This is a genomic window from Pseudomonas sp. FW507-12TSA, assembly GCF_058781435.1.
Genome location: NZ_JBYSWT010000022.1, coordinates 71,871 through 86,322 on the forward strand (window position 1 = coordinate 71,871; position 14,452 = coordinate 86,322).

Sequence of the window (14,452 nt, forward strand, 5' to 3'; positions counted from 1 at the left end):
AGGCGAGAGAAACCGACTACTGAGGTGCGTATAATTCTGCCAGACATCGGAGCCGGAAGACGCATGCCGCAGACAAAACACCCCTTGCCAGACATCCAACTGCTGACGGCCGGTCAGTTGCCGCGCCTGGCTGCCCGTCCAATGGACGCCCATAAGGGCCAGTTCGGCCATGTGCTGTTGATCGGTGGCGACCGGGGTTTTGCCGGCGCTGCGCTGCTGGCGGCCGAAAGTGCCTTGCGCAGCGGTGCGGGCCTGGTGTCGCTGGCCACTCGCAGCGAGCACGTGGCGGCAGCCGGCGCCCGGCTGCCCGAGGTCATGACCCTGGGTACGCACTCGGCCAACCAGTTGCTGGAGCTGCTGGCCCGGGCCACGGTGTTGGTCGCCGGTCCTGGCCTGGGCCAGGGCGCCTGGGGGCGCAGCCTGCTGTCGGCGGCGGCCAATGCACCGTTGCCCCAGGTCTGGGATGCCGATGCCCTGAACCTGCTGGCCCAGGGTGGCCTGCAGGTGCCGAGCGGCAGCGTGATGACCCCGCATCCGGGGGAAGCGGCGCGGCTGCTGGGGCTGGCCACTGCGGATATCCAGGCCGATCGCCCGGCGGCGGCCCTTGCCTTGAGTCGCAAGTATGGTGTGGTGGCGGTGCTCAAGGGTGCGGGCAGCCTGGTGGCCAGCCCCGATGGGCGTTTGGCCCGCTGCGATGCCGGGCATCCGGCAATGGCTACGGCCGGCCTGGGCGATGTCCTGGCTGGTTTGCTCGGCGCGTTGCTGGCCCAGGGCCTGCCGGCGTTCGAGGCAGCTTGTCTGGCGGTCTGGCTGCATGCCAGTGCCGGCGAGCAGCAAGGAAAAATGGGCCGTGGGCTGGCGGCCAGTGATCTGATTCCAGCCATTCGTCAGTTGTTGGAGGAGCAAGCACCGTGTCTGAGTTAACCCTTTATCTGGCCGACGAGCAGGCCATGGTGGAATTTGGTGCACGCATTGCTCAAATCACCGGTGGCGTGGGGGTGATCTTTCTCGAAGGGGACCTGGGGGCTGGCAAGACTACCTTGTCCCGGGGGATCATCCGCGGCCTGGGGCACACCGGCGCGGTGAAGAGCCCGACCTTCACCCTGGTGGAGCCCTACGAGATCGGTGCGGTGCGGGCCTTCCACTTCGACCTGTATCGCCTGGTCGATCCGGAGGAACTGGAGTACCTGGGGATCCGCGACTATTTCGAAGGCGATGCCCTGTGCCTTCTGGAGTGGCCCCAGCGCGGTGCAGGCTTTTTGCCAAAGCCCGACCTGACCATTACCATTACCCCGCAAAACAATGGGCGTTGCGTACATCTATTGTCCCAAGGCTCGCGAGGCGAGTCCTGGTGTGCCGCTTTGGCGTTGGAATTCAAATAATTGATGGGGTTAGGTATGCGCATTCGCGCGTTGGTTGCTGTCGTAGGACTGTTGCTTACGGCATTGGCCGTCGATGCTGTGGCCGCTACACAGGTTCGCAGCGTCCGCCTCTGGCGGGCACCGGATAACACGCGATTGGTATTCGACCTCTCCGGCCCGGTTCAACACAGCGTCTTTACCCTCACGGCCCCAGATCGCCTGGTGATCGATATCAATGGCGCCACCCTCGGTGGTTCGCTGAATGTCGCCATGGCCAATACCCCGATCACTGCCATGCGTTCGGCGCAGCGGACTCCCACGGACCTGCGGGTAGTGGTGGACCTGAAGAAGGCCGTCACGCCGAAGAGCTTCACCCTGGCCCCCAATGCCCAGTACGGCAACCGCCTGGTGGTCGACCTGTTCGACAACCCGGCCGACGCAGCGCCGCCGACTGCGCCGCCGCCAGCCGTGGCTACCGTCCCGGCAGTGCCTGTCACGCCGGCAGAACCGGCGATCAAGCTGCCTCCGGCCCCGGCGGGCAAGCGCGACATCATCGTGGTGATCGATGCCGGCCACGGCGGCGAGGACCCGGGCGCGTCCGGGTCCCGTGGCCAGCACGAGAAGGACGTGGTGCTGTCCATCGCCCGCGAACTGCAGCGCCAGATCAACGGCGTCAAGGGCTACCGTGCCGAGCTGACCCGTACCGGCGACTACTTCATTCCTCTGCGGGGCCGGACCGAGATCGCCCGCAAGAAGGGCGCCGACCTGTTCGTTTCGATCCACGCCGACGCCGCGCCGTCCACGGCGGCTTTCGGTGCCTCGGTGTTCGCCCTGTCCGAGCGCGGTGCCACTTCGGAAACCGCGCGCTGGCTGGCGGATAGCGAAAACCGTTCCGACTTGATCGGCGGTGCCGGCAACGTCAGCCTCGATGACAAGGACCGGATGCTGGCCGGGGTACTGCTGGACCTTTCGATGACCGCATCCCTGACCTCCAGCCTGAACGTCGGGCAGAAGGTGTTGAACAACATCGGCCGGGTCACGCCACTGCACAAGCAGCGGGTGGAACAGGCCGGGTTCATGGTGCTCAAGTCGCCGGACATTCCTTCGATCCTGGTGGAGACCGGCTTCATCTCCAACTCCAACGAGGCCTCGAAACTGGCCACCGCCAGCCACCAGCAGGCCCTGGCGCGCTCCATCAGCAGCGGCGTGCGACAGTTCTTCCAGCAGAATCCGCCCCCAGGCACCTATATCGCCTGGCTGCGGGATTCCGGAAAGATCGCCCAGGGTCCCCGTGACCACCGGGTCAACCCGGGAGAAACCCTGGCCATGATCGCGGTGCGCTACCAGGTTCCGGCCGCTGCCTTGCGCAGTGCCAACAACCTCAAGGGCGATGAATTGAAAGTGGGGCAGGTCCTGACCATCCCCGGTACTGAACTGGCGGCCAAGGAATGAGTGAGTCAGTAGTCGGCGGTTCGCGCATCGAGCTGCTCAGCCCGCGCCTTGCCAACCAGATCGCCGCCGGCGAGGTGGTCGAGCGCCCGGCCTCGGTGGCCAAGGAACTGCTGGAAAACAGCCTCGACTCCGGCGCCCGGCGGATCGAGGTGGAGGTCGAGCAAGGTGGCGTGAAGCTGTTGCGGGTACGTGATAACGGCGGTGGTATCGCCCCTGACGACTTGCCGCTGGCCCTGGCGCGCCACGCCACCAGCAAGATTCGTGAGCTGGAAGATCTCGAAGGCGTGCTCAGTCTCGGTTTTCGCGGCGAGGCCTTGGCGTCGATCAGTTCGGTGGCCCGGCTGACCCTGACTTCACGTACTGCCGAGGCCAGCGAGGCCTGGCAGGTGGAGACTGAAGGCCGCGACATGACCCCGCGGGTGCAGCCTGCGGCGCATCCGGTCGGCACCTCGGTGGAAGTGCGCGACCTGTTCTTCAATACCCCGGCCCGGCGCAAGTTCCTCAAGGCCGAGAAGACCGAGTTCGATCACCTGCAGGAAGTCGTCCGGCGCCTGGCGCTGGCGCGCTTCGACGTGGCTTTTCACCTGCGCCACAATGGCAAGACCATCTTCAGCCTGCACGAGGCCGCCGACGAGATGGCCCGGGCCCGGCGCGTGGGCACCATCTGCGGTCCGGGCTTCCTCGAGCAGGCGCTGCCGATCGAAGTCGAACGCAACGGCCTGCGCCTGTGGGGTTGGGTCGGCTTGCCGACCTTCTCGCGCAGCCAGGCGGACCTGCAGTACTTCTTCGTCAACGGCCGCGCGGTCCGCGACAAGCTGGTGGCCCATGCGGTGCGCCAGGCTTACCGTGACGTGCTGTTCAACGGCCGGCACCCGACTTTCGTGCTGTTCCTAGAGCTCGATCCCACCGGGGTCGACGTCAACGTGCATCCGACCAAGCACGAAGTACGCTTTCGTGAAGGCCGGATGGTCCACGACTTTCTGTATGGCACCCTGCACCGGGCCCTGGCTGACGTGCGTCCGGAGGATCAGCTGGCGGCTCCTGCCTCGACTGCCGAAATGGTCCGCCCAAGCGGCCTGCAGGCTGGTGAGTTCGGGCCCCAGGGCGAGATGCGCCTGGCTTCGCCGGTACTCGAGCAGCCCCAGGGCGAGCAACGTCCGGCGTTTTCCTCGAGCGCAGCGGGTGCGGGTTATCAATATCAGTACACGCCACGCCCTGCGCAGCCAGTGAATGCCGGGGAGAGCCAGGCGGTCTACCGCGAATTCTATGCGCCGCTGGAAAATGCCCCGAGCGCGAGCGGCGCGTTGCCGGAAAGCCAGGGCGACATTCCTCCCCTGGGGTATGCCCTGGCCCAGCTCAAGGGCATCTATATCCTGGCCGAGAACGCCATTGGCCTGGTGCTGGTGGACATGCATGCCGCCCATGAGCGGATCATGTACGAACGGCTGAAGGTGGCCATGGCCAGCGAGGGGCTCAGTGGCCAGCCGTTGTTGGTGCCCGAGTCGCTGGCATTGAGCCAGCGCGAAGCCGATTGCGCCGAGGAGCACGCCCAGTGGTTCCAGCGCCTGGGCTTCGAGTTGCAGCGCCTGGGCCCTGAGAGCCTGGCGATCCGGCAGATTCCCGCGTTGCTCAAGCAGGCCGAGGCCAACCGCCTGGTGCAGGACGTACTGGCGGACCTGATGGAGTACGGTACCAGTGATCGTATCCAGGCCCACCTCAACGAACTACTGGGAACCATGGCCTGCCATGGTGCCGTGCGTGCCAATCGGCGCCTGGCCATCCCGGAAATGAATGCACTGCTGCGCGACATGGAAAACACCGAGCGCAGCGGCCAGTGCAACCACGGCCGGCCGACCTGGACCCAGATGGGCCTGGACGATCTGGACAAACTCTTTTTGCGCGGCCGTTGATGACCCAGCTTCCTCCCGCGATTTTCCTGATGGGCCCGACCGCGGCGGGCAAGACCGACCTGGCCATCGAGCTGACCAAGGTATTGCCCTGCGAATTGATCAGTGTCGACTCGGCGCTGGTCTACCGCGGCATGGATATTGGTACCGCCAAGCCCTCCAAGGAGCTGCTGGCGCAGTTTCCCCATCGCCTGATCGATATCCTCGACCCGGCCGAAAGTTATTCGGCGGCGGATTTTCGTACCGATGCCCTGGCGGCGATGGCCGATATAACCGCTCGGGGCAAGATTCCGCTGCTGGTGGGGGGCACCATGCTGTATTACAAGGCGCTGCTCGAAGGCCTGGCGGATATGCCGCCGGCGGACCCGCAGATCCGCGCCGAGCTGGAAGAAGAGGCGGCGCGCCTTGGTTGGCAGGCGCTGCACGACCAGTTGGCGGCGGTAGACCCGGAGTCTGCGGCGAGAATCCATCCCAATGATCCCCAGCGTTTGACCCGGGCATTGGAAGTCTATCGGGCCAGTGGCCTGACGATGACGGCCCATCGTCAGCGTCAATTGGCGCAAAGTACCGAAGCAGGCGCTTCGGGACACGGCCAATTGCCCTATACTGTCGCCAATCTGGCCATCGCTCCGGCGAATCGCCAGGTACTGCACCAGCGTATTGCACAAAGATTCACACAAATGTTGGAACAGGGATTCATCGATGAGGTCGTAGCACTGCGTTCGAGAAGTGACCTGCATGCCGGGTTGCCGTCTATACGTGCAGTGGGCTACCGCCAAGTCTGGGATCACCTGGATGGCAAGTTGACGTTCGCCGAAATGCAGGAGCGGGGCATCATCGCCACGCGCCAATTGGCGAAACGCCAGTTTACCTGGTTACGCAGCTGGTCCGGCCTGCAATGGTTGGACAGCTTGGATTGCGACAATCTGCCACGCGCCTTGAAATACTTAGGGACGATCTCCATATTGGGCTGAGTCCTTGCAATTGCCGTCTATCCTTGGGGGTGTGACGGCTTTGGCCATCTGTTTTCCGGTTTTTATTATTGATCCTTAAAGGAGTGCGGCACATGTCAAAAGGGCATTCGCTACAAGACCCTTACTTGAATACATTGCGTAAAGAGAAAGTTGGGGTTTCCATCTACCTGGTCAACGGCATCAAGCTGCAAGGCACGATCGAGTCCTTCGACCAATTCGTCATCCTGCTGAAAAACACCGTCAGCCAGATGGTGTACAAGCACGCTATCTCGACAGTGGTTCCAGTTCGCCCGATTCGCCTGCCTAGTGCATCCGAATCCGAACAGGGTGACGCTGAGCCAGGTAACGCCTGATAGGAGTCTCCTTTGTTCTTTGAGCGCCACGGTGGTGGTGAGCGAGCCATCCTCGTTCACTTGGAAGGTCAGGACCCTGAGGCGCGCGAAGATCCGCAGGAGTTTCAGGAGCTGGCAGTATCGGCCGGCGCCGAGACCGTCGCGTTTATCAGCGTGCCGCGTCATCGGCCAACCGCCAAATACCTGGTTGGCAGCGGCAAGGTCGAGGAATTGCGCGACCTGGTCAAAGCCGAACAGGTAGACCTGGTGATTTTCAATCACGTCCTCACGCCCAGCCAGGAACGCAACCTCGAACGCGCATTCGAGTGTCGCGTGATCGACCGCACGGGGCTGATTCTCGATATCTTCGCTCAACGAGCCCGTACTCATGAAGGCAAGCTCCAGGTCGAACTGGCCCAGCTTGAGCACATGAGCACCCGATTGGTTCGTGGCTGGACTCACCTCGAACGACAGAAAGGCGGTATCGGTCTGCGTGGTCCGGGCGAAACCCAGCTGGAAACCGACCGACGCCTGCTGCGAGTGCGTTTGCGCCAGATCAAGGCGCGCCTGGAAAAGGTCCGCAGCCAGCGTGAGCAGGCTCGTCGCGGCCGCAAACGGGCCGATATCCCCTCGGTATCGCTGGTGGGTTATACCAACGCCGGCAAATCCACCCTGTTCAATGCTGTCACCGTGTCCGATGTCTACGCGGCAGACCAGCTTTTCGCCACCCTGGATCCTACCTTGCGCCGGCTTGAGCTGGATGACTTGGGGCCGATCGTGCTGGCCGATACCGTGGGCTTCATTCGCCACTTGCCGCACAAACTGGTCGAGGCGTTCCGTGCGACTCTCGAAGAGTCGAGCAACTCCGACTTGCTGCTGCATGTGATCGACGCCCATGAGCCTGAACGCATGGCCCAGATCGAGCAGGTCATGGTGGTGCTGGGGGAGATCGGGGCTCAAGACTTGCCGATCCTGGAGGTCTATAACAAACTCGATTTGCTCGAGGGGGTTGAGCCGCAGATCCAGCGTGATCCCGATGGCAAGCCGCAGCGGGTCTGGCTTTCGGCCCGTGACGGGCAAGGGCTTGACCTGCTCAAGCAGGCCATCGCCGAGCTTTTGGGTGAAGATTTGTTCGTGGGCACCTTGCGCTTGCCCCAGCGTTTTGCTCGACTGCGAGCACAGTTTTTCCAGTTGAACGCTGTGCAGAAAGAAGATCACGACGACGAGGGTGTCAGTTTGCTGGCCGTTCGCCTGCCCCGTACCGAGTTGAATCGGCTGGTCAGTCGCGAAGGATGGCAACCGTCGGACTTCATCGAGCAACACACTTTGCAATAAAAGCCTGGGCATGCGGTTGTGCCGCTGTAGCAGGCATTCTGTAGCATTGGCCGGCGCGCCGTGGGCGCGTCTTTGCTTTATCAGATGGAGAGCGCTATGGCTTGGAATGAGCCGGGTGGCAACTCGAATAATCAGGACCCTTGGGGCGGTAAGCGCCGCAATAACGGCGATCGCAAGGGCCCGCCAGATCTCGACGAGGCCTTCCGTAAGCTGCAGGAAAGCCTGAATGGGTTGTTCGGTGGTGGTAAGAAACGTGGTGATGACGGCCCCAGCTCCGGCAAGGGCGGTGGTTTCGGCTTGCTGGGCATTGGTCTTGTGGTGTTGGCGGCGGCATGGCTGTACAGCGCCGTCTACGTCGTCGACGAGCAGGAGCAGGCCGTGGTGCTGCGCTTCGGCAAGTATTACGAGACCGTTGGCCCGGGCCTGAACATCTATTTCCCGCCGATCGATCGCAAGTACATGGAAAACGTCACGCGTGAGCGTGCCTACACCAAGCAGGGCCAGATGCTGACCGAGGACGAGAACATCGTCGAGGTGCCACTGACCGTGCAGTACAAGATCAGTAACCTGCAGGACTTCGTGCTGAACGTCGACCAGCCGGAGATCAGTCTGCAGCACGCGACCGACAGTGCCCTGCGCCATGTGGTGGGCTCCACCGCCATGGACCAGGTGTTGACCGAGGGTCGTGAGCTCATGGCCAGCGAGATCAAGGAGCGTCTGCAGCGTTTCCTCGACAACTATCGCACCGGTATCACCGTGACCCAGGTGAACGTGCAGAGCGCGGCGGCCCCGCGTGAAGTGCAGGAAGCCTTCGACGACGTGATCCGTGCTCGTGAAGATGAGCAGCGTTCGCGCAACCAGGCTGAAACCTACGCCAACGGCGTGGTTCCTGAAGCTCGCGGCCAGGCCCAGCGCATTCTCGAGGATGCCAACGGTTACCGCGACGAGGTGGTCTCGCGCGCCAAGGGTGAGGCCGATCGCTTCACCAAGCTGGTCGCCGAGTACCGCAAGGCGCCAGAGGTCACTCGCCAGCGCCTGTACCTGGACACCATGCAGGAAGTCTTCAGCAATACCAGCAAGGTGCTGGTGACCGGTGGCAAGGGCGGGCAGAACAACCTGCTGTACCTGCCGTTGGACAAGATGATCGACAGTGGTCGTAGCGGTGGCTCCTCGGTAACGGGCTCTGCTTCTACTTCCAGCAATGAAGCGAATGCGCGCGCGGCGGTTGAGCATATGCAGCAACAGCAGCAGACGCGTTCTAGGGAGAGTCGCTGATGAGCAATAAATCGCTGATCGCCCTGATCGTGGGTGTAGTCGTGGCGGTGGTTGCCTGGAACAGCTTCTACATCGTGGCTCAGACCGAGCGCGCGGTGTTGCTGCAGTTCGGTCGTGTGGTCCAGGCCGATGTCCAGCCTGGCCTGCATGTGAAAGTGCCCTACGTGAACCAGGTGCGTAAGTTCGATGCACGCCTGATGACCCTGGATGCACCGACTCAGCGCTTCCTGACCCTGGAAAAGAAAGCGGTGATGGTGGATGCCTACGCCAAGTGGCGGGTGAAGGACGCCGAGCGTTTCTACACCGCGACTTCCGGTCTCAAGCAGATCGCTGACGAGCGCCTGTCCCGCCGCCTGGAATCGGGCCTGCGCGACCAGTTCGGTAAGCGCACCCTGCACGAAGTGGTGTCGGGTGAGCGCGATGCGCTGATGGCCGACATCACCGGCTCGCTGAACAAGATGGCGGAGAAGGAACTGGGCATCGAAGTCGTGGATGTCCGGGTCAAGGCCATCGACCTGCCCAAGGAAGTGAACCGCAGCGTGTTCGAGCGGATGAGCACCGAGCGTGAGCGTGAGGCTCGCGAGCATCGCGCCAAGGGTAACGAGCTGGCCGAAGGTATCCGTGCCGACGCCGATCGTCAGCGCCGTGTACTGCTGGCCGAAGCCTATCGTGAGTCCGAAGAGGTGCGCGGTGATGGCGACGCCCAGGCTGCGGCTATCTATGCCAAGGCCTACGGCCAGGATCAGGAGTTCTACGCGTTCTACCGTAGCCTGCGAGCCTACCGTGAAAGCTTCGCGAACAAATCCGACGTCATGGTCTTGGATCCGAGCAGCGACTTCTTCCACTACCTGGAAAAGTCCAAGCCTTGACCCGCCCTTGGCCCAAGGGCACCCCGCCGGGCGGCTAAAACGCCTCGCGGGGTGATCCTTTGGGAAAACGGGTGTATGATGCGGCAGCCGGGAAATTCCCGGCTTTTTTGCGTCTGCATGTTTGATTGGCCGTGGCTCGTTCAAGAGTCCGGCGAGATTTTTCGAGGAAAAGGGTCTGTACAGCCGATTTCTGGCTGCCTGTCCGGCTGAGCTCGCGTCGGATGCGACTGTTTTCTGCTTCACTCTAAGGCTGGCCCCAGGCTTGCCGCCCGGACCATAGGGGAATGGCGTAATGGCAACGGTAGACCGCTGGCTGCTGCCAGATGGCATCGAAGAAGTATTGCCGCCGGAAGCGGCGCGCATCGAAGTAGCGCGTCGTCAGGTGTTGGATCTGTTTCAGAGCTGGGGTTACGAGTTTGTCGTCACTCCCCATATCGAATACCTGGAATCCCTGTTGACGGGCGCCGGCCAGGACTTGGACCTGCGCACCTTCAAGGTCATCGATCCGCAATCGGGCCGGCAAATGGGGTTCCGTGCCGACATCACGCCACAAGTGGCGCGTATCGACGCCCACACCCTGCGTCGTGAAGGGCCGAGCCGCCTGTGCTACGCCGGCAGCGTGCTGCATGCCCAGCCGCGGGCCCTGTCGACTTCCCGTAGCCCGATCCAGCTGGGTGCCGAGTTGTACGGCGACGCCAGCCCAAGCAGCGACGTCGAGGTCATCAGCCTGATGTTGGCCATGCTGCAGCTGGCCGAAGTGCCGGATGTGCACATGGACCTGGGCCACGTGGGGATCTACCGTGGCCTGGCCCAGGCTGCCGGCCTGTCCGGCGCCGTGGAGCAACAATTGTTCGACGCCTTGCAGCGCAAGGCGATCGATGAGGTCATCAGCCTGACCGAAGGGCTGCCGGCGGACCTGGCGCAGATGCTGCGTTCCCTGGTGGACCTGTGCGGTAGCCGTGAAGTGCTGAGCGATGCTCGCCGTCGCCTGGCCGGTGCGCCGACTCCGGTGCTGGTGGCCCTGGATGAGCTGCTGACGATTGCCGAGCGCCTGTCGGTGCGTTTCCCGGATCTGCCGCTGTATTTCGATCTTGGTGAACTGCGTGGCTATCACTACCACACTGGCGTGGTGTTCGCGGTATTCGTCCCTGGCGTGGGTCAATCCATCGCCCAGGGCGGTCGCTACGATGACATCGGCGCGGATTTCGGGCGTGCCCGGCCGGCTACCGGTTTCTCCACCGACCTCAAGACCCTGGTGACCCTGGGGCGTGCCGAGATCGAATTGCCGTCGGGTGGTATCTGGATGCCCGACAACACCGACGCAGCACTCTGGCAGACCGTCTGCCAGTTGCGCAGCGAAGGCCAGCGCGTTGTCCAGGCCTTGCCTGGGCAACCCTTGGCCGCTGCCGCGGAAGTGGACTGCGACCGGCAATTGGTTCAGCAAGATGGTATTTGGCAAGTATTGCCACTGGTTTCCTGAGTTTTCCTGCCGGCTCTCGCCGGCACCAAGTTTGCGCGAATGAGGACAAATGTTATGGGTAAGAATGTCGTAGTCCTGGGCACCCAGTGGGGTGATGAGGGCAAAGGCAAGATCGTTGATCTGCTGACCGAACATGCCGCCGCCGTAGTGCGCTACCAAGGTGGCCACAACGCCGGCCATACCCTGGTGATCGACGGTGAGAAGACCGTTCTGCACCTGATCCCGTCCGGCGTGCTGCGCGAGGGCGTGCAGTGCCTGATCGGCAACGGCGTAGTGGTGGCTCCGGATGCCTTGATGCGTGAAATCGTCAAGCTGGAAGAAAAAGGCGTACCGGTACGCGAGCGCCTGCGCATCAGCCCGTCCTGCCCGCTGATCCTGTCCTACCACGTAGCGCTGGACCAGGCCCGCGAGAAAGCCCGCGGCGAAGCCAAGATCGGCACCACCGGTCGTGGCATCGGCCCGGCCTACGAAGACAAGGTGGCTCGCCGCGGCCTGCGCATCGGCGACCTGTTCCACCGCGAGCGTTTCGCCGCCAAGCTGGGCGAGTTGCTGGACTACCACAACTTCGTCCTGGTCAATTACTACAAAGAGCCGGCCATCGACTTCCAGAAGACCCTGGACGAGTGCATGGAGTACGCCGAGCAGCTCAAGCCGATGATGCTCGACGTCACCGCCGAACTGCACCAGCTGCGTCGCGACGGCAAGGACATCATGTTCGAAGGCGCCCAGGGTTCGCTGCTGGACATCGACCACGGCACCTATCCGTACGTCACCAGCTCCAACACCACCGCTGGCGGCATTGCCACCGGTTCTGGCGTGGGTCCGATGTACATCGACTACATCCTGGGCATCACCAAGGCCTACACCACTCGTGTTGGCTCGGGCCCATTCCCGACCGAGCTGTTCGATGACGTCGGTGCCTTCCTGGCCAAGCGTGGTCACGAGTTCGGCGCCACCACTGGCCGTGCCCGCCGCTGCGGTTGGTTCGATGCCGTGATCCTGCGTCGCGCCATCGACGTCAACAGCATTTCGGGCCTGTGCCTGACCAAGCTGGACGTACTGGACGGCCTGGAAACCATCAACATCTGCGTTGGCTACAAGAACCAGGATGGTGCAGTCATCGACGCGCCAACCGACGCCGACAGCTACATCGGCCTGGAGCCGGTGTACGAGCAGATGCCGGGCTGGAGCGAGTCGACCCTGGGCGTCAAGACCCTGGAAGAGCTGCCGGCCGCCGCCCTGGCCTACATCAAGCGCATCGAAGAGCTGGTCGGCGCGCCGATCGACATTATCTCGACAGGCCCGGACCGCAACGAGACTATCGTACTGCGCCATCCGTTCGCTTGATAAGCTGTTGATGTAGCAAACAAAGGGCCCCTAATGGGGCCCTTTGTCGTTTCTGCCTGCCGCACGGCACGACCCTTGCTGGGAAATCCACTTCTAGAGTGCCATCAGAATAATGGCGTCAAAAGTAGAGGGATTTCCTGTGTCGGCCGTTCTCTCACTGTTACAAAGCCGTTTACTACGGCCTGTATTCGTTACTCTCGGTATCGCCCTTTTGGTGCAAGTGCTGGTCGCCGTTGCCCTGACCCGGAGCACGGTGACAGCCCTGGAGGCAAACCTGGCTTCGCGCCTGGGCGGTGACAGCCAGAAACTCGCGGGGGAGCTGGAGCAGGCGGGCAAGGAGGTCACCTCCAGCCTGGAGAGCCTGTCCGCCAGTACTCGCCAGCGGCTTACGGCTGGCTTGTCGTCGCGGCTCAAGGAGGAGCAGGTACAGCTGCGCGACGCGCTGGAGAAAGACCTGAAGGATTCCGCCAACGATATGGCCCAGTTGCTGGCCTCGGTGGCGCCTCGGGCCATGTGGGACAACGATGTGCCAACCTTGTCCGAGTTCGCGCGGCGGGCCCAGCGCAATCCTAGCGTGCTCTTCGTGGTGTATGACGATGCCACGGGTGCGCACCTGACTCGCTACCTGAACCGTGAAAACCCCATCAACCGCGCCCTGCTGGAGAAGGGCAAGGGCGATCGGGCCCTGGACAAGGTCCTGGATGCGGCGAAGAACGATCCTTCGGTCTACTACATCGAGGCCTCGATCAATCCCAATGGGGTGGAGATCGGCAAGGTGCTGATGGGGGTATCCACGGCATCCGTGGAGGCAGACATCGCGGCGCTGGACCAGCGCTTCACGGCCTTGATCGCGAGCAGCGACCAACTCGTTGGCGACAGTCTCAAGGGGGCTTCCGCCGACAGTTCGGCGGCGATGCGTTCACGGCTGCAGTCGGCCCAGGGCACGGCGGCCCAGATGCAGGCCAACACTGCCAGTACCGTGCAAGAGGCGGCGGCCACCCTGCGTTGGCAGATTGGCGTAGGCCTGGCCTTGGTAGGCCTGGCGTTGCTGCTGTTGCTGGCGGTGGTGCTGGGGCGGCGGGTGGTCAACAAGCTGCACCTGCTGATTGCCGCGCTCAATGACCTGGCGGCCGGTGAGGGCGACCTGACCAAGCGCGTGCCACTCAACAGCAACGATGAGATCGGCGACATGGCCTCGGCGGTGAATCGCTTCGTCGACAAGTTGCAGCCGATCGTCCGTGAGGCGGGTGATGTGGCGCAGCGCACTGGCGTCGAGATTGGTGCGATGAGTTTGCGTAATGCCGGTGCCGATGCGGCGGCCGAGGCCCAGCGCGACGAGGTGGCGGAGAGCCTGCGGGCCCTGTCGCACATGGCTGACGAGGCCCAGGCGGAAAGCCAGGCCATGCAGGCCGCGTTGCAGCAGGTGGTGGAGATCCGCCAGGCCACCGACGAGACCACCCGGACTTCGGAGCAGGTCGGTAACTTGATCGAGGCCCTGGCCGGGCAGGTGGATACCGGGGCCAAGGTGATCGAGCGCTTGGCCCAGCAGAGCGAGCAGATCGAGGTGGTGCTGACGGTGATCCATGGCATCGCCGAGCAGACCAACCTGCTGGCGCTGAACGCGGCGATCGAGGCGGCGCGGGCCGGGGAGACCGGGCGCGGTTTTGCGGTAGTGGCGGACGAAGTGCGGGCCTTGGCCAGCAAGACCCAGAGTTCCACTGGCGATATCCAGGCCCATATCGGCGCTTTGCAGCAAGGTGCGCGCGAAGCGGTGGCGGCTATCGGCCAGGCTGGGCGCCAGGCCAGCGAAGGCTTGCTGGTGCTGCGCGACAGCGCTCGATTGCAGCAGTCGGTGCAGTCGTCGGTGGAGCAGGTGCACGCTGCCATTGGCTTGGCTACCCAGGCTGCGGCGCAACAAGCCCAGGGCGCGCAGGCGGTGCGTGGACGAGTGGAGACCATTCATGCCCAGGCCGAGCGTGCGGCCCAGGCGGTGGTGGAAACCACCGCCAGCGGCAAGGTGCTGGACGGCCTGGCGGCGCAGCTCAAGGCCAGCCTGGGCCAGTTTCGCGCCTGAGGTCGGTACTGGCTGATGGCTCTGGCGAGCCATTGGCCGGCAGGGT

The 14,452-nt window shown here is 63.3% G+C and carries 12 protein-coding genes; all 12 read left to right on the forward strand.

Annotation, left to right across the window (positions count from 1 at the left end):
• Positions 1-63: 63 nt before the first annotated feature.
• The gene (locus tag AC3WK8_RS20390) at positions 64-924 is read left to right on the forward strand and encodes an NAD(P)H-hydrate dehydratase (RefSeq protein WP_103325716.1); all 861 of its coding nucleotides are present in this window, start codon (positions 64-66) and stop codon (positions 922-924) included.
• Positions 912-1,382 (forward strand): tRNA (adenosine(37)-N6)-threonylcarbamoyltransferase complex ATPase subunit type 1 TsaE, encoded by a 471-nt coding sequence (gene tsaE / locus AC3WK8_RS20395; protein ID WP_031320622.1) that lies wholly within the window; start codon positions 912-914, stop codon positions 1,380-1,382. Before AC3WK8_RS20390 ends, tsaE begins: the two co-directional genes overlap by 13 nt.
• A gap of 3 nt (positions 1,383-1,385) precedes the next feature.
• Entirely contained in the window at positions 1,386-2,813 is a 1,428-nt protein-coding gene (locus AC3WK8_RS20400) for an N-acetylmuramoyl-L-alanine amidase (protein ID WP_207245095.1), read from the forward strand.
• Positions 2,810-4,723 (forward strand): DNA mismatch repair endonuclease MutL, encoded by a 1,914-nt coding sequence (gene mutL / locus AC3WK8_RS20405; RefSeq protein WP_085595502.1) that lies wholly within the window; start codon positions 2,810-2,812, stop codon positions 4,721-4,723. Before AC3WK8_RS20400 ends, mutL begins: the two co-directional genes overlap by 4 nt.
• Positions 4,723-5,694, forward strand: coding sequence for a tRNA (adenosine(37)-N6)-dimethylallyltransferase MiaA (gene miaA / locus AC3WK8_RS20410; RefSeq protein ID WP_103325715.1), 972 nt, complete (start codon positions 4,723-4,725; stop codon positions 5,692-5,694). The genes mutL and miaA overlap by 1 nt, the downstream gene beginning before the upstream one ends.
• 92 nt (positions 5,695-5,786) lie before the next feature.
• Positions 5,787-6,047 (forward strand): RNA chaperone Hfq, encoded by a 261-nt coding sequence (gene hfq / locus AC3WK8_RS20415; protein WP_007921378.1) that lies wholly within the window; start codon positions 5,787-5,789, stop codon positions 6,045-6,047.
• Positions 6,048-6,059: 12 nt separating this feature from the next.
• The gene (gene hflX / locus AC3WK8_RS20420; protein ID WP_022641367.1) at positions 6,060-7,361 is read left to right on the forward strand and encodes a ribosome rescue GTPase HflX; all 1,302 of its coding nucleotides are present in this window, start codon (positions 6,060-6,062) and stop codon (positions 7,359-7,361) included.
• Positions 7,362-7,457: 96 nt separating this feature from the next.
• A complete protein-coding gene (gene hflK, locus AC3WK8_RS20425) occupies positions 7,458-8,636 on the forward strand; it encodes an FtsH protease activity modulator HflK (protein ID WP_022641566.1) in 1,179 nt (392 codons plus the stop codon).
• Positions 8,636-9,505 (forward strand): protease modulator HflC, encoded by an 870-nt coding sequence (gene hflC / locus AC3WK8_RS20430; RefSeq protein ID WP_085595497.1) that lies wholly within the window; start codon positions 8,636-8,638, stop codon positions 9,503-9,505. Before hflK ends, hflC begins: the two co-directional genes overlap by 1 nt.
• 292 nt (positions 9,506-9,797) lie before the next feature.
• Positions 9,798-10,985: an ATP phosphoribosyltransferase regulatory subunit gene (locus AC3WK8_RS20435; protein WP_085595495.1), complete on the forward strand. Its 1,188-nt coding sequence runs from the start codon at positions 9,798-9,800 to the stop codon at positions 10,983-10,985.
• Between the two features lie 54 nt (positions 10,986-11,039).
• Complete coding sequence (locus AC3WK8_RS20440; RefSeq protein WP_022641569.1) at positions 11,040-12,332, forward strand: adenylosuccinate synthase; 1,293 nt, start codon at positions 11,040-11,042, stop codon at positions 12,330-12,332.
• A 139-nt stretch (positions 12,333-12,471) separates the two neighbouring features.
• Entirely contained in the window at positions 12,472-14,406 is a 1,935-nt protein-coding gene (locus AC3WK8_RS20445) for a methyl-accepting chemotaxis protein (RefSeq protein ID WP_103325714.1), read from the forward strand.
• Positions 14,407-14,452 lie beyond the last annotated feature (46 nt).